At 60.3% G+C, this 19909-nt stretch carries 18 protein-coding genes; 11 read left to right on the top strand and 7 right to left on the bottom strand.

What is annotated here, in order from left to right:
* Position 1 precedes the first annotated feature (1 nt).
* Entirely contained in the window at positions 2-1375 is a 1374-nt protein-coding gene (locus tag ACUNV4_RS03175; RefSeq protein WP_430877043.1) for a TRAP transporter large permease, read from the top strand.
* 169 nt (positions 1376-1544) lie between these two features.
* Here ACUNV4_RS03175 and ACUNV4_RS03180 read toward each other — a convergent pair whose 3' ends face one another.
* Positions 1545-2054, bottom strand: a complete 510-nt coding sequence (locus ACUNV4_RS03180; protein ID WP_430877044.1) for a hypothetical protein — start codon at positions 2052-2054, stop codon at positions 1545-1547.
* A gap of 188 nt (positions 2055-2242) precedes the next feature.
* On the opposite strand from ACUNV4_RS03180, the gene ACUNV4_RS03185 reads away from it, so the two are divergent.
* Positions 2243-2767 carry a gamma carbonic anhydrase family protein gene (locus ACUNV4_RS03185; RefSeq protein WP_430877045.1) on the top strand — a complete coding sequence of 175 codons (525 nt, stop codon included), beginning with the start codon at positions 2243-2245 and terminating at the stop codon, positions 2765-2767.
* Positions 2768-2891: 124 nt separating this feature from the next.
* Here the strand turns inward: ACUNV4_RS03185 and sbmA are convergent, their stop codons facing one another.
* Complete coding sequence (gene sbmA, locus ACUNV4_RS03190) at positions 2892-4133, bottom strand: peptide antibiotic transporter SbmA (RefSeq protein ID WP_430877046.1); 1242 nt, start codon at positions 4131-4133, stop codon at positions 2892-2894.
* A 205-nt stretch (positions 4134-4338) separates the two neighbouring features.
* Between sbmA and ettA the strand changes: the two genes are divergently transcribed.
* From ettA to betA, 3 genes are all read left to right on the top strand, one after another.
* Complete coding sequence (gene ettA, locus ACUNV4_RS03195) at positions 4339-6006, top strand: energy-dependent translational throttle protein EttA (RefSeq protein WP_430877047.1); 1668 nt, start codon at positions 4339-4341, stop codon at positions 6004-6006.
* A gap of 56 nt (positions 6007-6062) precedes the next feature.
* Positions 6063-6722, top strand: a complete 660-nt coding sequence (gene upp, locus ACUNV4_RS03200) for a uracil phosphoribosyltransferase (protein WP_430877048.1) — start codon at positions 6063-6065, stop codon at positions 6720-6722.
* Between the two features lie 201 nt (positions 6723-6923).
* Entirely contained in the window at positions 6924-8612 is a 1689-nt protein-coding gene (betA, locus tag ACUNV4_RS03205) for a choline dehydrogenase (protein ID WP_430877049.1), read from the top strand.
* A gap of 176 nt (positions 8613-8788) precedes the next feature.
* On the opposite strand, the gene ACUNV4_RS03210 is transcribed toward betA, so the two are convergent.
* The 4 genes from ACUNV4_RS03210 to ACUNV4_RS03225 all read right to left on the bottom strand — a co-directional run bounded on the left by ACUNV4_RS03210 (position 8789) and on the right by ACUNV4_RS03225 (position 12470).
* Complete coding sequence (locus tag ACUNV4_RS03210; protein WP_430877050.1) at positions 8789-9463, bottom strand: FKBP-type peptidyl-prolyl cis-trans isomerase; 675 nt, start codon at positions 9461-9463, stop codon at positions 8789-8791.
* Between the two features lie 58 nt (positions 9464-9521).
* Complete coding sequence (locus ACUNV4_RS03215; protein WP_430877051.1) at positions 9522-9854, bottom strand: hypothetical protein; 333 nt, start codon at positions 9852-9854, stop codon at positions 9522-9524.
* Positions 9855-10368: 514 nt separating this feature from the next.
* Complete coding sequence (gene ylqF / locus ACUNV4_RS03220) at positions 10369-11331, bottom strand: ribosome biogenesis GTPase YlqF (RefSeq protein ID WP_430877052.1); 963 nt, start codon at positions 11329-11331, stop codon at positions 10369-10371.
* Positions 11331-12470: a CvfB family protein gene (locus ACUNV4_RS03225; RefSeq protein WP_430877053.1), complete on the bottom strand. Its 1140-nt coding sequence runs from the start codon at positions 12468-12470 to the stop codon at positions 11331-11333. Before ACUNV4_RS03225 ends, ylqF begins: the two co-directional genes overlap by 1 nt.
* A gap of 172 nt (positions 12471-12642) precedes the next feature.
* Here ACUNV4_RS03225 and ACUNV4_RS03230 point away from each other — a divergent pair, with 172 nt between their 5' ends.
* The 3 genes from ACUNV4_RS03230 (at position 12643) to ACUNV4_RS03240 (ending at position 15807) form a co-directional block, all read left to right on the top strand.
* Positions 12643-13755 carry a tRNA dihydrouridine synthase gene (locus tag ACUNV4_RS03230; RefSeq protein ID WP_430877054.1) on the top strand — a complete coding sequence of 371 codons (1113 nt, stop codon included), beginning with the start codon at positions 12643-12645 and terminating at the stop codon, positions 13753-13755.
* Positions 13756-13847: 92 nt separating this feature from the next.
* The gene (locus ACUNV4_RS03235; RefSeq protein WP_430877055.1) at positions 13848-14615 is read left to right on the top strand and encodes a DeoR/GlpR family DNA-binding transcription regulator; all 768 of its coding nucleotides are present in this window, start codon (positions 13848-13850) and stop codon (positions 14613-14615) included.
* Complete coding sequence (locus tag ACUNV4_RS03240; protein ID WP_430877056.1) at positions 14608-15807, top strand: MFS transporter; 1200 nt, start codon at positions 14608-14610, stop codon at positions 15805-15807. Before ACUNV4_RS03235 ends, ACUNV4_RS03240 begins: the two co-directional genes overlap by 8 nt.
* Positions 15808-15821: 14 nt before the next feature.
* Here ACUNV4_RS03240 and ACUNV4_RS03245 read toward each other — a convergent pair whose 3' ends face one another.
* Complete coding sequence (locus ACUNV4_RS03245) at positions 15822-16805, bottom strand: DUF6279 family lipoprotein (RefSeq protein WP_430877057.1); 984 nt, start codon at positions 16803-16805, stop codon at positions 15822-15824.
* Between the two features lie 92 nt (positions 16806-16897).
* Here ACUNV4_RS03245 and ACUNV4_RS03250 point away from each other — a divergent pair, with 92 nt between their 5' ends.
* From ACUNV4_RS03250 to ACUNV4_RS03260, 3 genes are all read left to right on the top strand, one after another.
* Positions 16898-17419 carry an FKBP-type peptidyl-prolyl cis-trans isomerase gene (locus ACUNV4_RS03250; RefSeq protein ID WP_430877058.1) on the top strand — a complete coding sequence of 174 codons (522 nt, stop codon included), beginning with the start codon at positions 16898-16900 and terminating at the stop codon, positions 17417-17419.
* Between the two features lie 112 nt (positions 17420-17531).
* Positions 17532-19112, top strand: coding sequence for a M48 family metalloprotease (locus ACUNV4_RS03255; RefSeq protein WP_430877059.1), 1581 nt, complete (start codon positions 17532-17534; stop codon positions 19110-19112).
* A complete protein-coding gene (locus ACUNV4_RS03260) occupies positions 19109-19888 on the top strand; it encodes a DUF4159 domain-containing protein (protein WP_430877060.1) in 780 nt (259 codons plus the stop codon). Before ACUNV4_RS03255 ends, ACUNV4_RS03260 begins: the two co-directional genes overlap by 4 nt.
* Positions 19889-19909 lie beyond the last annotated feature (21 nt).

Raw genomic sequence — 19909 nt, forward strand, 5'->3', positions numbered from 1 at the left:
CATGGAAGCCCTGCTGCTGTTCGTCGTTGTCATCATCCTGATGCTGATGGGCGTGCCCATCGCCGTCTCTCTCGGCTTTTCCAGTATCGGTTTTCTGCTGATCTTCTCCGACGCGTCGCTGGCCTCGGTGGCGCAGACTCTGCTCAGTGCCTTCACCGGTCACTACACCTTGCTGGCCATCCCGTTTTTCGTACTGGCCTCCGGCTTCATGTCCACCGGTGGCGTGGCGCGGCGCATCATCCGTTTTTCCATTGCCGTGGTCGGGCATGTACGGGGTGGTCTGGCCATCGCCTCGGTGTTTGCCTGCATGATGTTTGCGGCCCTGTCGGGTTCATCCCCGGCCACGGTCGTCGCCATCGGCACCATTGTCATCGCCGGTATGCGCCAGGTGGGCTATACCAAGGAATTTGCTGCCGGTGTCATCTGCAGCGCCGGTACGCTCGGCATCCTGATTCCGCCCTCCATCGTCATGGTGGTGTACGCCGCGGCCACCGACGTGTCGGTCGGCCGGCTGTTTCTGGCAGGTGTCTTTCCCGGCCTGCTGGCCGGTGTCTTCCTGATGATCGGCATCTACGTCATGGCGCGTATCAAGAATCTGCCGAAGCAGCCCTGGAAGGGCTGGGGCGAGATCGGCCGATCGGGACTGGATGCCCTGTGGGGACTGATGCTGATCGTCATCATTCTCGGCGGCATCTACAGTGGCAAGTTCACCCCGACCGAAGCGGCGGCGGTGGCGGCCATGTACGCCTTCTTCATTGCCAATTTCGTCTACAAGGACATGGGCCCACTGCATATCGAAGAGGGCAAATCGCATTCCCTGTTCAAGCGACCACAGAGCCTGCTGACGGTCTGGCTGCACGCCGATACACGCAAGGTGCTGTTCGAATCGGGCAAGCTGACGGTCATGCTGATGTTCATCATCGCCAATGCCCTGATCCTGAAGCATGTGCTGACCGAGGAGCAGATTCCGCAGGCCATCGCCGAAGTCATGCTCGCTGCCGGCCTCGGGCCCATCATGTTCCTGGTGGTGGTGAACCTGCTGCTGCTGATCGGTGGTCAGTTCATGGAGCCGTCGGGCCTGCTGATCATCGTGGCGCCGCTGGTGTTCCCGATCGCGATGGAACTGGGTATCGACCCGATCCATCTGGGCATCATCATGGTCGTGAACATGGAAATCGGCATGATCACACCGCCGGTGGGACTGAACCTGTTCGTGACGGCAGGGGTGGCCAAGCTGTCCGTATTGAACGTGGTGCGTGCTGCACTGCCGTTCGTGGCCATCCTGTTTGCCTTCCTGATTCTGGTGACTTACTTTCCACCGCTGTCCACCTGGTTGCCGACCGTCATGATGGGGCCGGAGATCCTGATCAGGTAGGTATACGCGCTGACAGAGCCGGTGGGTTGGGGCGACAGGAGACGCAGGCGCTTCACCGGATTCAGGTCACGGCGTTCGCTGCGGCCTGACAGGCGACGACTGCCACGAGATCAGGCAGGCGCGGCCTGTTGCGCCTCGCAGGTTCGGATTCCCGTGATGGCTGTACGCCTCAGCCGTGCTTGTCGCGGGTTTCCAGATGAACGGCCAGGGCATTGAGCTTGGCCGCGTAGTCCTCGTAGAGCTGCAGATCGCTCTTGCGCAGGCGCACTCGGCTGGAATAGTCGCCGCGACTGAGTGCGTCCACATGACGTGTGAAGGGGCGCAGCGGCCCGATCAGCCGATGAGTGTAGGCAATGCAGACGGCTGCCAGCAGCAGAATGTAGAGCACGAACAGCGCACCGCAATAGCGAAACAGATGGACCAGCTGAATCTCGATCATCTCGCCGTAGTAGCTGGTGGATTCGTTGCTGCCCGCCATGACCGCCACCAGATCACTGAAGGCGACATACAAAAAGGCGCCCAGCAGCACGGCTACCAGAGCAGTTGTGCCCAGCATGTACATCAGCAGCTTGAATTGCAGAAAGGGTTGCCAGACGGCATTGATCATCTTGCGCCGGTGCGTGGGCGGCTTTGCGGCCGCTTGCGCGGCACCTTGTTCAAGAACGTTCGAGTGACTCATGGGCTCTGCCAGCGAAGTGTTACCTCCGTTATATCGGGAGCAATGGACGGAACCTGAAGGCGGGTGCACTCACTCGACCGGTGAACAGCCCGGGTGCTCGTCTGATTCTGCGGGGCGATTCACAGCTCGGCACGGGCGGATCAACGGGTTACCATGAGCCTGTTTCGCACAACACGGATGAAACCATCATGCTGTATGCTCTGGGTGACAAGCAACCGGCCCTGAGCCGCCGATATTTCATTTCACCGGATGCCGTGCTGATCGGGGATGTGACGATCGGCGAGGATGTCTCCATCTGGTTCAACGCCGTCATTCGTGGTGACAATGCGCCTATCGTCATCGGCGAGGGCAGCAATGTGCAGGAGTGCTCGGTGCTGCACGTCGACGAAGGCGTGCCGATGAACATCGGCGAGTACGTCACGGTCGGGCACAAGGTGATGCTGCACGGCTGCACCATCGGCGACGGCAGCCTGATCGGCATGAATGCGGTGGTGCTGAACAATGCCGTCATCGGCAGGAATTGCCTGGTCGGGGCCAATGCCCTGGTAACCGAGGGCATGGTCATTCCCGATGGTTCGATGGTGCTGGGTTCTCCCGCAAGGATCATCAAACCGCTGAGCGAGGCAGCCCTGGAAGGACTGCCAGTGTCGGCTCGGCATTACATCGAGAAGATCGACTTGTACAACGAGCAGCTCAGGCCGATCGAGGTCTGAACTTTCCGATTCAGCCGATAGCTCCCGATCCATCGTCTGCAGAAGTATCGCGCCGGGATATCCAGCGCAGGACGGGGCCCCGCCGCAGGGCGACGGGAGCTCCCTGACTTTCAGTGGCTGTGCCTCAGGCCTCCAGCGCCGGTTCCGCCGCATCGCCCGGGTCATCGGTATGAATGCGTGCTTCAAAGGCCATCAGACGCTTGTGGATGGACATCAGTTCGACGATGGTGGTCCAGGAGTTGACCAGGAACTGGAAGGAATTCTCCACCCGTCCGAAGGCGTTACTGATCTGCTGGAACAGGCCGAAGGTGATCATGCCGGCCACGAAGGTCGGCCCGAGCGCCACCAGCGGAATGAAATTGGCACCCTGCAGATAGGCGTAGCGGAAGACGTTGAAATACAGGTAGTTGAAGTACAGTCGGAAGTAGTTGCGGCGCACGTCGCCAAACAGATCCCGGATGGCCGGCGGTGCGGCGCGCTCGTCATGGTCCTCACCATAGACCAGCTCCTTGCGATAGGCCGCTTCCACCTTCTGGTTGTTGAATTCCAGCCCGGGCAGTCGGTAGCCGACAGCGGCCAGCAGAACGGTGCCGAAGATGGCAGAGAGCAAGGCCAGGAATACCAGGGAACCGTCTACAGCGCCCACCAGTGGCAGCTCGGTGATGTTGGTGGAGAGTGTCCACAGCAGTGGCAAAAAGGCAATCAGCGTCATGATGGAACTGACAAAGGCCGAGCCCAGGCCTTCCATGATGCTGGCAAAGCGCATGGTGTCTTCCTGCACACGCTGGGCAGCACCTTCCACATTCCGCAGCTTGTGCCAGTGAGACATGTAGTAGTCGTTCATGGCCGTTCGCCAGCGGAACACATAGTGCGAGGTGAAGAAGGCAAAGGTGACCAGAATGATGATATTGGGCACGAGAATGTACAGGGCGGTCATCAACTGGCCATAGAACTGCTCGGAAGTGATCTTGCTGACCCCCTGTTCGGACAGGGCCAGCTGAATGAGGTCGTAGAAGTCCCCATACCAGTTGTTCAGCCACACGCCCAGCTGTACCTGAAAGTAGGAGACCAGCAGGATCACGGCCGAACCGCATACGGCCCACCAGTACCAGCGATTGCGATCGATGAAGAACCAGGCTGCGCAGAACAGCGCCGTGACCAGCACGATGTACTGATAGACCCACACCTTGTCAGGGTTAAGAAACGGTGGGCGCTCCCCCTCGATCGTCGGCAAGGCTTCGCGCATCAGGCTCAGGGCGGGTGCCAGAGAATCGGCGAAACCATACCAGATGGCCAGCGTCACGAAGAACCAGGCCACCGCAGACAGGAAGAAAACCTTGGGTCGGGGAAAGAACGATTGAAACATGGCGTATCACGAGTCGTTGAAAACTGGATTTGAAGGTCGTTGCCGTCGCAAAGCACTTCTGGGTGGCGCTTAGTCTAGTGCGGATTCCACAAGTTCGCCGCCTGCAGGCGGCAGACGTCGGCGGCACAGCATCTGTCGCACCCGATACTGGGGTGACGGTGTTGTTTTCTATACACTAGGCGTCATTTGGCTCAGCGGATAATCAATGGCTCAGTACGTTTACACCATGAACCGGGTTGGCAAGATCGTGCCGCCCAAGCGACAGATTCTCAAGGACATTTCACTGTCCTTCTTTCCCGGCGCCAAGATCGGCGTGCTCGGCCTCAACGGCGCGGGTAAATCCACCCTGCTGAAGATCATGGCAGGTCTGGACGAAGAGATCGAAGGTGAAGCACGGCCCATGCCGGGCATCAACGTCGGTTACCTGCCGCAGGAGCCGCAGCTGGATCCGGCCAAGACGGTGCGCGAAGTGGTCGAAGAGGCCGTGGACGAGGTCAAGGCAGCTCAGACGCGTCTGGATGAGGTCTATGCGGCCTACGCCGAGCCGGATGCCGATTTTGATGCACTGGCTGCCGAGCAGGGCCGACTGGAAGCCATCATCGAAGCCTCCGATGCGCATAATCTGCAGCACCAGATGGATATCGCCGCCGATGCGCTGCGTCTGCCGCCCTGGGACGAGAATGTCGCCCATCTCTCCGGTGGTGAGAAGCGCCGGGTCGCTTTGTGCCGCCTGCTGCTCTCCGGTCCCGACATGTTACTGCTCGATGAACCGACCAACCACCTGGACGCCGATTCGGTGGCCTGGCTGGAGCATTTTCTGCACGACTTCAACGGTACCGTGGTGGCCATCACCCACGATCGCTACTTCCTGGACAACGTTGCGGGCTGGATTCTGGAGCTCGACCGTGGGCACGGCATTCCCTATGAAGGCAACTACTCGGGCTGGCTGGACCAGAAGTCCGCGCGTCTCGACGCCGAAGCCAAGCAGGAGTCATCCCATGCCAAGGCGATGAAGGCCGAACTGGAATGGGTGCGCCAGGGTGCCAAGGGGCGTCAGTCCAAGTCCAAGGCTCGCCTGCAGCGATTCGAGGAGATGCAGTCACAGGAATTCCAGAAACGCTCCGAGACCAACGAGATCTACATTCCGCCCGGGCCGCGTCTGGGTGACAAGGTCATCGACTTCGAGAACGTGACCAAATCCTACGGTGATCGTGTGCTGATCGAGGATCTGTCCTTCAGCATTCCCAAGGGGGCCATTGTCGGTGTCATCGGCGGCAACGGTGCCGGTAAATCGACACTGTTTCGCATGCTGATGGGCCGGGAAGAACCGGATTCGGGCAATATCGTGATCGGTGACACCGTGCAGCTGGCCTATGTCGACCAGAGCCGTGATGATCTGGAAGGCGACAAGACCGTGTTCGACGTGCTGGCCCAGGGCAGTGACATGATCTCCATCAACAATTACGAGATGCCGGCACGACAGTACGTGGGCCGCTTCAACTTCAAGGGCAGCGATCAGCAGAAATTCGTCAAGGATCTCTCCGGTGGTGAGCGGGGTCGTCTGCACCTGGCCATGACCCTGAAGCAAGGTGCCAATGTGCTGCTGCTCGATGAGCCTTCGAACGACCTTGATGTGGAAACCCTGCGTGCACTGGAGGAAGCTTTGCTGGACTTCGCCGGATGCGCCATCGTCATCTCGCACGATCGCTGGTTCCTGGATCGCGTGGCCACGCACATCCTGTCCTACGAAGACCCCAGTGAGATCAACTTCTTTGCCGGCAACTACACCGAGTATGAAGCCGATCGTCGGGAACGCCTTGGTGAGGCTGCCGCGCAGCCCAAGCGGGTGCGTTACAAGAAACTGGCCGGTTGATGTGGCTGACAGCGTAACACCACGAACAATCACTATTCCAAGAGAGATTCGAATCCATGCTCACTGAACAGAATCTGGCCGACATGGGCCTGCAGGCAACCATCGTGCGCCACCCCCTGGTGCAGCACAAGCTGACCCTGATGCGCCGCAAGGAGCAATCCTCTTCGGCCTTTCGCGCGCTGCTGCGGGAAATCTCCTGGTTGCTGTGTTTCGAGGTCACCCGTGATCTACCGCTGGTGCCCGAGCACATCGAGACACCCGTGCAAGGCATGGACGCCCCGGTTCTGCAAGGACGCAAGCTGGCCTTCATCTCCATTCTGCGGGCCGGCAATGGCATGCTGGACGGCATGCTCGATGTCATCCCGTCTGCCCGGGTCGGCCACGTCGGTCTGTACCGCGACCCGGAGACTCTGGAGGCCGTGGAGTATTACTACAAGGTGCCCAACCACATGGAAGATCGCCTGATCGTGGTGGTGGATCCGATGCTGGCAACGGCCAATTCCGCGATCTCGGCCGTGCATCGCCTGAAGCAGGGCGGGGCGAAGGACATGCGTTTCGTCTGTCTGATCACGGCACCGGAAGGTATCCGTGCCTTCAATGAAGCGCATCCGGATGTGCCCATCGTGACTGCGGCCGTTGACACGAAACTCAACGACCACGGTTACATCGTGCCCGGTCTGGGTGATGCCGGTGACCGTATCTTCGGCACCAAGTAGGCGACTCACGGCCAGGGACGGTCGTGTCCGGATCGCCATCGGACGATAGTCCATTCGGCGATGTCGTTAATGTGCTGCTGCCATGAGGCTGGCGGTTCCGGGTGTTCAAACCTGCCGTCGCAGTGATAATGGCGGTTCCGGGCGTTCATCGGCGCTCACGCTTTCATCACGACATTCTTCCTTCGTCCAACAGGTCAGATCATGAACGAATTCGATTACATCATCGTCGGGGCAGGGTCGGCCGGTTGCGTACTGGCGGCACGACTGTCAGAGGATCCGGCGGTCTCGGTAGCGCTGCTGGAAGCCGGCGGCAGTGACAACAGCCTGCTGATCCGCATGCCGACGGCCCTGTCGATTCCGATGAACATGCCGAAGTACAACTGGGGCTTCGAGTCGGAACCCGAAGAGGGGCTGGATGGACGGCGACTGGATTGTCCGCGTGGCAAGGTCATTGGCGGCTCCTCGTCCATTAACGGCATGGCCTTCGTGAGGGGACATGCCTGTGATATCGATGAGTGGGAGGAGTCCGGTGCCGAGGGCTGGAACTACGCCAACTGCCTGCCGTATTACAAGCGAATGGAAAGCTGGTATCACGGTCCGAACCGCTATCGCGGTGGTGATGGCCCGGTGGGTGTCAATGCCGGTAACGACATGCGGCTGAACCCGCTCTACCAGGCCTTCATCGATGCCGGGCAGGATGCCGGGTACCCGTTCACGGCAGACTTCAACGGCTATCAGCAGGAAGGCTTCGGTCAGAAGCACATGTCCATTTGCCGGGGGCGTCGCGCTTCTGCCTCACGCAGTTATCTGGATCCCATCAAGGGGCGGGCGAACCTGAAGATCATCCCGCGTGTCACGGTCGATCAGGTGATCATGGACGGACAACGTGCCATCGGCGTGCGCTATCGCACGGCCGGTCGGCAGCTGAAGATCTTCACCCGCGGCGAGGTCATTCTCTCGGCCGGTTCCATCGGCTCACCCAGCATACTGCAGCGCTCGGGTATCGGCCCGGCCCTGATACTGAACAATGCCGGCGTGCCTGTCCGCATCGATTCTCCGGGTGTCGGTGCCAATCTGCAGGATCATCTGGAGGTGTATTTCCAGTATGAGTGTACGCAGCCAGTGTCGCTCAACCGGGAACTGTCCTGGTGGCGCAAGGGCCTGATCGGTGCCCGCTGGGTCGCCACGCATGAAGGGCTGGGTGCCACCAATCATTTCGAATCCTGTGGTTTCATCCGTACCCGGGCCGGCTTGAAGTCCCCCAATGTGCAATACCATTTCCTGCCGGGTGCCATGCGTTATGACGGTCGGGCAGCCTTTGCGGGCGATGGTTTTCAGGTGCATGTGGGTCCCAACAAACCACAGAGCCGCGGTCGCATCGCCATCCGTTCGGACAACCCCTTCGAAGCGCCGAGCATTCGATTCAACTACCTGCAGCACCCGCAGGACAGGCAGGACTGGCGAGACTGTATTCGTCTGACCCGGGAAATACTGCAGCAGCCGTCACTGGCGCCGTTTCGTGGTAACGAGATTCAGCCGGGCTTTGACGTGGAATCGGACGAGGCGATCGACCGCTGGGTCAAGGCCAATGTCGAGAGTGCCTATCACCCGTCCTGCAGTGTCAAGATGGGCAGCGACGACGATCCGATGGCAGTGCTCGATGGACAGTGTCGGGTACGCGGTGCCGAGGGACTGCGCGTGGTGGATTCCTCGATCTTTCCCACCATTACCAACGGCAATCTGAATGCACCCAGCATGATGGTGGGTGAGCGGGCGGCTGATCTGATCCGCGGCCAATCCCTGCTGGCGAATGATGCACCGGTGTGGGAGCCGGACGACTGGGAAACCGCGCAGCGAACCACCAGCGGTCACGATCGTCAGGGGGCCTGACACGGCGTCTTGTCATCAGCGGGAGCTGTTCGGACATCGCTACGCTGAGCCCTGCAAAAGCGAAACAGCCCGCACATCGCTACGCTGAGAGCCCTGCAAAACCGAAACAGCCCGCACAGGTGTGACGGGCTGTTTCGGTTGGAGCGCCTGAGCGACTGCTTCAGGCAAAGTGCGCTTTAAGACTTGATTTCGAGCAATTCGACTTCGAATATCAGGGTCTCGCCGGGTCCGATGGCCTGGCCGGCACCACGTTCACCGTAGGCCAGATCAGAAGGAATGACGAAGCGGTATTTGCTGCCGACATTCATCAGTTGCAGACCTTCGGTCCAGCCGGGGATGACGCCCTTGAGAGGGAAGGAAGCTGGCTCGCCGCGGGCGATGGAGCTGTCGAACTCCGTGCCGTCCATCAGAGTGCCAACGTAATGCACGCTGACGGTGTCATCAGCGGTCGGTTTGGGACCTTCGCCTTCGGACAGTACTTCGTATTGCAGGCCACTATCGGTCACCATGACCCCTTCGCGCGCCTTGTTCTCTTCCAGATAGCTCATGCCGGCTTCCTGAGCTGCCGCGGCCGCTTCAGCGGCAGCTGCCTGTTGCTGTTCCTGCAGAACCATCTGGGCTTCTTCCATGCTCAGGTCGGTGGCGTCACCGGCTGCCTGGGCCTTCATGGCCTTGACCAGCAGATCGTAATCCACCTCGCCGTACTGCTTGATGACGCGTTCGCCAATCATCATGCCCAGTGCGTAGCTGACCTTGGATTCCGGAGTTTCCAGAGTGGAGTCCTGAGCCATGGCCGGCATGGCGCCCACGAGCAGGGCTGCCGTCGCAACGGCGTGTAGTGTTCGTTTCATTGATCGGTCGGGTCCTTGAGGTGTGAAAAGTGTTGAGCGTAGCAAACGTCGCACTATGTCACAGATCAGCCTGATGCGCTCCTGTCAGACGGCTCTTCAAGATGTCAAGATGTGAATCTTCGAAGGCTTCCAGATAGTTGCTGCTGCCGGTCTTGACGATGCGTACGCTCGTAATCGCGTGAGCTCGTTGGGACAGTAGCGATTCAATCTGGTTCTTCAAGTGATGCGGGTACATGGCGACGACATCACGTTGATGGCCTTCGCAGTGGCGGTGGGCACGCTTGCCTGCCAACAGGGCAGGTCCGCGGTAGTGTTCGCTGTAGCGTTCGATGCAGCGGGTCCAGCGATCGAGTGCTGCATGCTGATCATCGCGCTGTGGCGCGGTTTTCATGCCTGAGCAGCCGCTGAGCATCGCAGCTCCCAACAGCAATATCCCGATTGTCTGGTACCTGTGGCAGACCATCCTCATCCCCTTGTCTGACAACTCCGACAGGTTGTCAGCGTTGTCGAAAAATCGATCTATTTCCGGCTGATGAAAAGGCTATCGGCGTAACGGTCGGTTTTTCGAGGTGCGCCTCTCGATCGTGATGAACAGGGGGCGGGCTTCCGAACGATTTGAGGAGTGAGTCGCAGGAATCAGGCTGAAAAGCGCCCGAATGGGGTGTCTGCCGGCAGTGGATGACTGTGGAGAAAGATGGCACCGTGAACTGCTCGAGAGTGCCCGGCGGCACTGAACAGGGCTTGATTGCCTGTTCGTCAGCGAGTTCGAGCAAACGGGATCAGGGTAGGCTGCCCGAGTGCCGAGTGCCGAGTGCCGAGTGCCCGATCGCTGAAGGATTTGTTTGCTTGTCCGCGCAAAGCGTTCGAGCGACGCCTGCAGTGAGCTCAAGCAGTGTGAGTGATGGTCAGCGGCCGCGAGAGGCCTTGTTGCGAGCGCGTCTGGCATCGCGCTCGGCGGTTTTCTTCTGTCGGCGTTCTTCACGCCTGGCTTCGATCTCTGCCAGGCGTTTCTCCGTTGCAGCTTGTTCACTTTCCTGCATGGCAGGCGTTTCCAGGGTGATGCCGCCAAGCTGGCCAGCGCGAAACTCTGACAGGAGAAGGCGTCCGGCCCGATCGAAGTCCACCAGGCCGCCTCCGCCCAGGCAGCCGCGCACTCGTCCGATGGCCTCCAGCGTCTGTACGCTGTCCGCCAAAGGCAGGTCATTGCCATAACGCGCCTCCAGTTGCGCACCATAATGTACGCAGAGATGATCCAGCAGCCAGGCAGCCACTTCACCACTGTCCATGGCCGTATCGCGCACCGCACCGGTGGCCGCCAGCCGATAGCCACTGGCCTCGTTCTCCACCTTCGGCCACAGTACGCCGGGTGTATCTCGCAGCCGCCAGTTTTCGCTGAGAGTGATCAACTGCTGCTGTTTGGTGATGGCCGGTTCGTTTCCGGTCTTGGCAATGACGCGCCCGGCGAGCTTGTTGATCAGTGTGGATTTGCCGACATTGGGGATGCCCACCACCATGGCCACATAGGGCTTGAGGCGAGGGGAGGTCGGAGTCGGTACCAAGGCCCGAAGACGATGAGGGATATCTCGCACGGCGCTGGATTCATTGGCAGAGATGGCAATGGCATCGCGTTTTTCGTTGTCGCCGAGGCGTGCCAGCCACTCGCTGGTCAGCGCCGGATCGGCGAGATCTGCCTTGGTCAGTACGCGCAATTGCGGCTTGTCGGCCGCGATATCGCCGAGCATGGGGTTCTCGCTGCTCCAGGGAATACGGGCGTCGAGAACTTCGAGGATGACATCAACCTCCGGCAGCACCTTGGCCATGTCCTTGCGGGCCTTGTGCATATGCCCTGGAAACCACTGAATGGCCATCAGTGACGACCCTTCTTGCCGGCAGGCTTGTTGTTGTTGTTGTTGTTGTTGTTGTTGGTGGTGTTGGTGGTGTTGGTGGTGTTGGTGGTGTTGGTGGTGTTGGTGGTGTTGGAATTTGCGTTTGCGTTGCCGTGACGTGATCTGGCCTTTGCCCAGGGGCCCTTGCCACCAGAGGCGGGTGGCTGTCGCTTCCTGCCCTGAGGCCGAGGCGCTGCGCTGGCATTGCTTGAGCCAGTCTTCGAGGCTGGCTTCCTGACGGGTTTCCGGCCCGGGGCAGAGGCAGGGGAGTCCCCGGTGGGTGCCGATGCGGCTGAAGGATCCGCCAGTGCGATATGCTCGGGATGAATGACGATTCGCCGCTCCCGGTACAGGCTGCTCAGGGCTTTCTTGAAATTCTTCTTGCTGACCTGAAACAGGGCCTGAATGGCGTCTGGCGAGCTCTTGTCGCTCAGAGCGCAGACACCGTCATGGTCCTGCAGATAGTTGATGATGGCATCGGACAGCTCCGGCTGCAGTGCCTTGCTCGGCGGCTGCAGGGACAGATCGATACGGCCATCATGGCGCAGACGCTTGATGTAGCCCTGATGCGCTTCACCTACGCGAATGTCCTGAAAGATCTCGTCCTTGTACAGCAGACCAAGGGCACGATCGTCGACCACGGCCTTCAGGCCCAGATCGGTTCTCTGGTAGATCAGCAGGGACACCGGTTGCCAGGGGCGAAAATCATCGGCGGTTTCCGGCAGATGATGATCCAGTCGGCTGCTGGCCGCCAGGCGGCGGCTCTTGTCCAGATACACCAGCACGCTCTCGTAACGACCGATTTCCAGTGGTCGGCGTTGTTCGGCGAAAGGCAGCAGCAGGTTCTTGCTCAGACCCCAGTCCAGAAAGGCACCGGCATTGGTGATGTCCACCACTTTCAGAGAGGCGCAGTGGTCGCGTTCCACCAGCGGTTTGCGGGTAGTGGCGAGCGGCTTGCCGGAGGCATCGACGAAAATGAAGACCTCGATCTGTTCGCCCGGTTCCGTGGCATCGGCTTCCTCGATAGGCAGGGGAACCTGGACGCCATCACCACCGTCGAGCAGCAGATGATTGCGATTGCGTTCCAGAACCGTGAGTTCTTGTGTATGACCGATTTGCATGATGTGCGCAGTGTAGGCGTGTGCAGCATGCGATGCTACTACGTCGCGTCAATGATGCGGTTAAGATGGCGTCTGTTTCGCTATTGGTAGATTCCTGCGTACCGTGTCCCGCTCGACTTCACAAATCTCTGGTCTGCCCGGCTTTGTACAACCGGCTCAGCCAGTGTCCGGCATGCCGACGGATATCGGACCTGACAATACCGGCAGTAACATCGTGCTGGCGCCGATGGAAGGCGTCATTGACGCGCCCATGCGCCGCTTGTTGACCGGCCTGGGCGGTTATACGCGCTGTGTCACGGAATTCGTGCGGGTGACCAATGTGCTGTTGCCGGAACGTGTGTTCCTGCGTCTGTGCCCGGAACTGGAGACGGGGGGCCGCACCGAACATGGCGTGCCGGTCTATACACAGTTGCTGGGCAGCAATGCCGAGGTGTTGGCAATCAACGCCCGGCGCGCCGTGGCCATGGGGGCTCCCGGAGTCGATCTGAATTTCGGTTGCCCGGCCAAGACGGTCAACAACAGCCTCGGCGGCTCGATTCTGCTACGCGAGCCTGCCCAAGTGGCGAATATCGTCAGGCAGGTGCGTGATGCCGTACCGGCCGAGGTGCCGGTCACTGCCAAGATTCGTCTGGGCTATGACAACAGCGCGCAGTTGGCCGAGATCGTGGGGGGGATTCGTGAAGCGGGTGCGACCGAACTGGCGATTCATGCGCGCACCAAGTTCGATGGTTACAAGCCACCGGCCTGGTGGCATGAGGTGGCCGGGGTGGTCGCCGCCGATGACGACACTACCTACATCAATGGTGAGATCTGGACGGTCGAGGACAGCCATGCCGCACGGCGGGCCAGTGGCTGCCGACATCTGATGCTGGGACGCGGAGCCTTGTCCGCACCGGACCTGGCGCAGCGTATCCGCGCCGCGGAACAGCAGACGCCGTTTTCCGCATGGGACCGGGAGTCGGGCGATCATCAGTTTGTCCGGCCGTCCTCTGATGAAAAAGCGCCGTCGCGAGCACCGCTGTCAGCCGCGCTGCCGATGCCGTGGATCGAGATTTCACACCATGTCGAAGCGCAGTTCCGGCGTTCGGACAGCCAGAGTCCACGACATGTCGGCAATCGCACCAAGCAATGGCTGGCTTACCTGAAGCGCACTTATCCAGAGGCCAATGACCTGTTTGCCAGAATTCGTCAGCAGCGTGAAATCGGGCCGATCGTCCACGCCTTTGCCGAGCATCGGCGGGATCTGCTGCTCGAGCAGCCACTGTTGCTGTCGGCCGACGGTTGATATGTGAATCAAGAAAGTTTGCAGATTGTTGCAATAAAACTTTTTTTGGCGCATGATTATGCAAATATCTGCATTTGCTACCTCCGTTTCTTGTGTCTCAAACTCTTGATCTGAACAACCCCGATACGCGCCGCGAGGCGCTGCTCGAACGTCTTGAACGCACCGGGCAGTTGGTGGCGACCGAACTGGTGGACAGCTTCGGGGTGTCCGGGGATACCATCCGGCGCGATCTGTTGGCGCTGGAGAACGATGGCTTGCTGCGACGCGTTCGAGGCGGGGCCTTGCCGGTGGCTCGTCCGACAAGGCCATTTCATGTCCGCAGTCGAGAGACGAGCGATGCCATGCAGGCGCTGGCTTCACGGGCGGCGCTTTGCATGCAGCCTCGTAGTGCGCTTCTGGTGGATGGCGGCACCACAGCGGTGGCTTTTACCCGAGAGCTGGCGGCAGCACTGGAGCTCACCATCATCACGCCTTCTCCGGCGGTTGCCGTTGCAGCCATGGGAAGTGCCAGAGAGGTCATTCTCATTGGTGGTCGGCTCAGCGAGTCCGGCGGTATGGCGACCGGTGCACAGGCAGAGCGCGAGATTGCGCTGTGCACAGCGGACATGGCCATCATCGGGGCTTGCAGCGTCAGTGCCGAACAGGGCCTGGGGGCCGATGATCATGAGGAGGCCGGGGTCAAGCGGACAATGATCCAGGCATCGCTACGCACCATGGTCATCGCCTCGGCGGATAAATTCGGACAACGCAGCCGCTACTGTGTGGTGCCCTTGGCGGCGCTTGATCTGTTGGTCAGCGATGTCAGTGCGGACAGGCTGTCCGGCTTTCCACTCGATTCACTGGAACTCATCCATGTCTGACAGCAGCATTTCCCTGAGCAGTCCGGTGCTGATGCGGCGTCCCTGGCAGGCGGTCACGGCCATGTTCCTGCTCAATGGCGCACTGTTCGGCGCTTGGGCATCGCGCATCCCTACCGTGGCCGAGCGCTTTTCCCTGGATGCAGGGACCCTGGGGTTCGTGCTGCTGGCACTGGCATTCGGTGCCATCCTGTCATTTCCGTTGGCAGGTGGTCTGTGCGAGCGTTACGGTGCTGCTTTCGTGACGCGGACCATTGCGGTGTTGTATGCCCTCTCTCTGGTCGGAATAGCCGCAGCGCCTGCGTTGCCGTTGTTGGTTCTTGCCATCATCCTGTTCGGTGCTGCACACGGGTCCATGGATGTGGCCATGAATGCCTGGGCGGCCGAGGTCGAACGAGAGATCGGTGCGTCGGTGATGTCGGGCTTTCATGCCATGTTCAGTCTGGGGGCAGGGCTTGGGGCTGCCAGTGGCTTTGCCGCAGTGCGATTCGGGCTGGATGTTTCTGCCCATTTTCTGCTGCTGTCCCTGGTATTGCTGACTCTTGCACTGCTGTTGTCGAATATTCCCGGCACGAACAGAAAGCCGGTGGCGGCGGTGGCGAGCTCCTCGGTATTCCTGTCCGTGCCCAGAGGGACCCTGTTCTTCGTGGGCATGGTGGCCTTCGGCATTTCTCTGGGGGAAGGGGCCATGGCAGACTGGAGTGCCATCTATCTGGTGAGTGTGGCGGGTAGTCCTCTGGATACGGCAGCGCTGGGCTACGCCTGCTTCAGCACGATGATGGTTGTACTGCGCTTGCTGGGTGACAGGGTTGTTTCCCTGCTGGGTCCGGTGGTAACCGTGAGAGTCAGCGCCGTCTGCGCCATGAGCGGTGTTGCACTGGCTGTCATTGCTGCCACACCGTTGTGGTCCCTGTGCGGTTTTGCCCTGATGGGTGCCGGCTACGCGATCGTGATGCCGCTGGTCTTCTCCCGTGCTGCCAACGATCCTGACACTCCACCGGGACCCGCCATTGCCGGTGTTGCAACGCTGGCCTATGGCGGCATGCTGCTCGGACCTCCGGTCATCGGTTTTCTGGCTGAGCTGATCGGGCTCCGAGCGGCCTTCCTGTTACTGGCGGCACTGGCTCTGCTGACTGCCTTGCTGGCCGGGCACTTGCGGCTGGAACAGAGCGAAGGGCAGGGTCGGCGTGGATGATGTAGCGGAAGCCGCTACTGTCCCGCTCCCACACCCGACTGTGCTACCAGGCAGCCTACGCCTGGATCGGTGCCCACCTGAAAGGAGGGCTTGACCTTAGACACTGCCAGCAGGGTACGGCCCATGGTGGCCAGCCATTGACTGGCCTGACGTCGCTGGCCTTCACTCAGACTATTGACCAGTTCCAGTACCGTGGTTTGCCACAGGTCCCGATTGGCCTGCCATTGCTTCGGGTAATGAGATTCCAGCAGTGACCACAGCGTTGCCATGTGATCCTGCAGTACGGGCTCGTAGTCGGGCCGATCCTGCTGCCGGGCCAGGTTGAACAGTCGCCGGTTCCAGCGATCGGACAGCGTGTAATACTGCTTGCGCAGACTGGTCTGCCGGCTGAGACTCTCGCGCAGCAGCTGGCGTTGTGAAGTGTTCAGATTCAACTGGATACGACCGAGCCATTTGTCCAGTCGCTCCAGGCGAAATTCCACCCGTTCCTCCGGGGTACGGGACGCATAGCGTTCGCGATTCTTGCTTCGCTCGTTCTTGAAGCGGCGTTCGATACGGATGAGCTGCTCGTCGCTCAAGGTTCGCACGGTACCGGCGAGGAAGTTGGCGGGATAGCATTGCCGCGCCTCCAGCGAGAAGGCTTCCGCACGCTGCATCCAGGACTTCACATCGTTGGCGGTAGTGACGCCCGGCCGGGCAATGGAATCTGCAATCTGCGCCAGCAGCGCGGCATAGCGTGGCAGCTCGGACTGTCGATGCCAGACATGAAAGGTGCCCAGTGCCTGTTCAAAGGCGGCTGTCTGCTCCTCGTTGAAATCCCCCAGCTTGTGGAATTCCGAACGAATGCGGTCATCCAGTCGGTTGTAGAGCGGGCTGATGATGAGTCGGCTGTTGGTGCAGGCCGAAAGCAGCAGTACCAGGCCCAGCAATATCGACACATTGCGCCAGTGCGCAGAACGCTGCGTTGTCTCCCGCTGTCCTTGCGTAGTGGTTATCATGAGGCAAACCGTCTGCAACGCCCACCCGGGAGTGGCCCTCGAACCCAAGCCGAGCAGGTCGGCAGACCTGAGACAATAACGGAGAAACAAGCATGTCCGACGATCAAGCCCCTGCGCAGGCCACAGCGACGGCCGGTCCGGGAACGGTAGTGGCTTTTCATTACGATTTGTACGATGGCAAGGCGCAAAAGCTGGAGTCCTCGAAAGCCGGCAATCCCGTGTTGTGTCTCTACGGTGAACGCGGTGTGCTGCTGCCGCTACAGGAAGCCTTCATGGGCAAGGTGGCCGGTGATGACTTCTCGCTCACCATTCCGCATGAAAAGGCCTACGGTAGACGCTACCCCGAGCGCAAACAGCGCCTGTCCAGGAAGAAGGTAGACGGTGGCAAGCAGCAGACGTTCCGTGTCGGGCAGATTATTACATTACGGGGTGAACAGGGTCCTACGCCTGCCACCATCACCAAGGTGGGGAAATTCAATATCGATCTGGACATGAACCATCCGCTGGCCGGTGTCGATCTGACTTTCGATGTGGAAATCGTCTCGGTACGAGAGGCCACCGCCGAGGAGCGTGCCCACGGTCATGCGCACGGTGCCGGTGGTCATCAGCACTGAGGGTTCGCCAGGTCTGTCGGACCACCTCGGTTACCGTCACTGTGCGAAGGTGGCCAATGCCAGACGTTCGAATTGCGTACAACATGGGAGCACTGGTGAAATGATTCACTCGATGGCGAAATTGCTTGAACCCGTGACCGCTGGCCTTGCCGCTGCGCGTCGCCTGCGACGGCCGGGCATGATGTCTCTGGTCAGCGTCCTGCTGCTCAGCGCCTGCGTGCAGAATCCGGTGACCGGCAAGAAGGATTTCCTGCTGGTTTCCGAGGATTGGGAATTGCAGGTCGGTGCGCAACAGTATCTGCCGCTGCGCCAGGCTCAGGGTGGGGATTATGTGGTCGATCCGGGGGTTGAAGCCTATGTGCAATCGGTCGGGCAGCGTCTTGCGGCTCAGAGTGATCGCAAGCTGCCCTATGAATTTCATGTCATCAACGACTCCTCGGCCAATGCCTGGGCCTTGCCCGGCGGCAAGATCAGCATCAACCGCGGTCTGCTGGTGCAACTGCAGAACGAATCGGAGCTGGCTGCGGTATTGGGTCACGAGATCGTGCATGCTGCCGCCAAGCATGGGGCCCGGGGTCAGACGCGTGGCATCGGACTGCAACTGGGCGTGTTGACCGCCACGGTTCTGGGCGGGCGGGAAGGCTACGGTCAGCAGGCGCAGGTACTGTCCAGTGTCGGTGCTCAACTCATCAACAGCCAGTATGGGCAGGGCGCGGAACTGGAGGCCGATCGCTACGGCATGACCTACATGGACAGGGCTGGTTACGACCCGCAGGGTGCAGTCGAACTGCAGCGCACCTTCGTCAAGCTCTCGGAAGGACGGCCGACCGATGCGTTTTCCCGGTTGTTTGCCAGTCATCCTCCCTCGGAGAAGCGAGTGCAGCAGAACATGGCAACAGCGCGCACACTGGGTCAAGGGGGCGACTTGGGGGAACGTGAGTACCAGGCCGCGATAGCGCCATTGATGCGTTCGCGCAAAGCCTATGAGGCCTTCGACAAGGCACAGCTGGCGTTCCAGAAGAAGGATACGGCCAGTGCCACGAAACTGCTGCGCGCGGCCATCCGGATCGAACCACGTGAAGCCCATTTTCATTCGCTGGCCGGTGATATTGCGCTGTCACAGAAAAACCTGTCCAGCGCCAAGCGATCATTCGACAAGGCCATCTCGCTCAATGACGAGTTCTACTACTACTACCTGCAGCGAGGCCGCATCAACGAATTGCAGAACAATGCACGGGCGGCCCAGGCCGACTATGCCAACAGTGTGAAGTTGCTGCCCACCTCGGCAGCGCAGCTGAGTCTGGGCCAGTACGCCGAACGGGCCGGCAAGGAAGATGTGGCCAAACGCTATTACGCGATGGCCGCACAGGCGCAGGGTGCGGATGCCGACAAGGCCCGTGCGGCTCTGATGAAACTGGATCCACCGGTCACGCAGCAGACGCGTTTGCTGGTGCGCCAGGGCTTGACGAGTCGTGGCACCTTTGCCGTCGAGTTGATCAACCAGACGTCCCGCAACATCGCCGGGGTGCAACTGGGCATCAGTGCCGGGGAAGGCACCCCGCAACAGGTGATGATGGTGCGGCAAGCCATCCCTGCGGGTCAGAGTCGTGTAGTGGATACCGGTCGTCGCCTGACCCGACCGCAATCGGAGCGCATGCTGGTGCGGATACTGGATGCGCGGATTCAGCGTTGAACGTCTTGCGGCCCTGGGTGTTGATGGGGGTGCTCGCGGTGCTGAGTGGACGTGCGCTTGCCGCAGAAGCAACCTTGTTCCCTGACAATCGCCCCGGCTTGCCTACCCACGAAGTGCATATGGCGCGACTGGTCTATGAGCATGCCCCGCGTTCAGGGTGGGGGCCGGGGCGTGCCTGGTGGCGGATCGACTGGCCGGAGGCGGAACACCATTTTCTTGCCGGTGTGGCTCGCTACACGGCGATGGACGTGGCACCGGACAGTGTTCATGTGTCTCTGCTGGATGATGCCGTGTTCGAACACCCCTGGCTGTTTGCCCAGCAACCCGGTCGCTGGCGCCTGTCGGACACGGAAACTGCCCGTCTGGGTGAGTACCTGAGGCGGGGAGGCTTTCTGGTCGTGGATGATTTCCACGGGCCCGATGACTGGCAAGTGTTCAGGGATGCCATGCAGGAGGCCTTGCCGGGACTTGCGATCGTCGACCTCGAGAGCGATGTGTTGCTGAACATTCATTATTCGCTCAGTCAACGTACTCAGATACCGGGGCGCCGACACCTGTATTCCACGGCGGACGGCATTCAAGTGCAGATGCCGTTCGGCCCACCGCGCTGGCGTGGCATCCACGACGAGGATGGACGCCTGATGGTGGCCATCAATTTCAATATGGATACCGGTGATGCCTGGGAGCACGCCGACGATGCCGCCTACCCGGTGGCTATGACATCCTATGCCTATCGCGTCGGCATCAATTATCTGATTTATGCGTTGACGCATTGACGCTGAGTTGACGAGTTGATG

It is taken from the genome of Granulosicoccus sp. 3-233 (assembly GCF_052681095.1).

Excerpts from the sequence above, each read along its gene's own strand:
- ACUNV4_RS03175 (WP_430877043.1), top strand. The coding sequence starts at position 2 with ATGGAAGCCCTGCTGCTGTTCGTCGTTGTCATCATCCTGATGCTGATG.
- ACUNV4_RS03180 (WP_430877044.1), bottom strand. The coding sequence starts at position 2,054 with ATGAGTCACTCGAACGTTCTTGAACAAGGTGCCGCGCAAGCGGCCGCA.
- ACUNV4_RS03185 (WP_430877045.1), top strand. The coding sequence starts at position 2,243 with ATGCTGTATGCTCTGGGTGACAAGCAACCGGCCCTGAGCCGCCGATAT.
- sbmA (WP_430877046.1), bottom strand. The coding sequence starts at position 4,133 with ATGTTTCAATCGTTCTTTCCCCGACCCAAGGTTTTCTTCCTGTCTGCG.
- ettA (WP_430877047.1), top strand. The coding sequence starts at position 4,339 with ATGGCTCAGTACGTTTACACCATGAACCGGGTTGGCAAGATCGTGCCG.
- upp (WP_430877048.1), top strand. The coding sequence starts at position 6,063 with ATGCTCACTGAACAGAATCTGGCCGACATGGGCCTGCAGGCAACCATC.
- betA (WP_430877049.1), top strand. The coding sequence starts at position 6,924 with ATGAACGAATTCGATTACATCATCGTCGGGGCAGGGTCGGCCGGTTGC.
- ACUNV4_RS03210 (WP_430877050.1), bottom strand. The coding sequence starts at position 9,463 with ATGAAACGAACACTACACGCCGTTGCGACGGCAGCCCTGCTCGTGGGC.
- ACUNV4_RS03215 (WP_430877051.1), bottom strand. The coding sequence starts at position 9,854 with ATGAAAACCGCGCCACAGCGCGATGATCAGCATGCAGCACTCGATCGC.
- ylqF (WP_430877052.1), bottom strand. The coding sequence starts at position 11,331 with ATGGCCATTCAGTGGTTTCCAGGGCATATGCACAAGGCCCGCAAGGAC.
- ACUNV4_RS03225 (WP_430877053.1), bottom strand. The coding sequence starts at position 12,470 with ATGCAAATCGGTCATACACAAGAACTCACGGTTCTGGAACGCAATCGC.
- ACUNV4_RS03230 (WP_430877054.1), top strand. The coding sequence starts at position 12,643 with ATGCCGACGGATATCGGACCTGACAATACCGGCAGTAACATCGTGCTG.
- ACUNV4_RS03240 (WP_430877056.1), top strand. The coding sequence starts at position 14,608 with ATGTCTGACAGCAGCATTTCCCTGAGCAGTCCGGTGCTGATGCGGCGT.
- ACUNV4_RS03245 (WP_430877057.1), bottom strand. The coding sequence starts at position 16,805 with ATGATAACCACTACGCAAGGACAGCGGGAGACAACGCAGCGTTCTGCG.
- ACUNV4_RS03250 (WP_430877058.1), top strand. The coding sequence starts at position 16,898 with ATGTCCGACGATCAAGCCCCTGCGCAGGCCACAGCGACGGCCGGTCCG.
- ACUNV4_RS03255 (WP_430877059.1), top strand. The coding sequence starts at position 17,532 with ATGGCGAAATTGCTTGAACCCGTGACCGCTGGCCTTGCCGCTGCGCGT.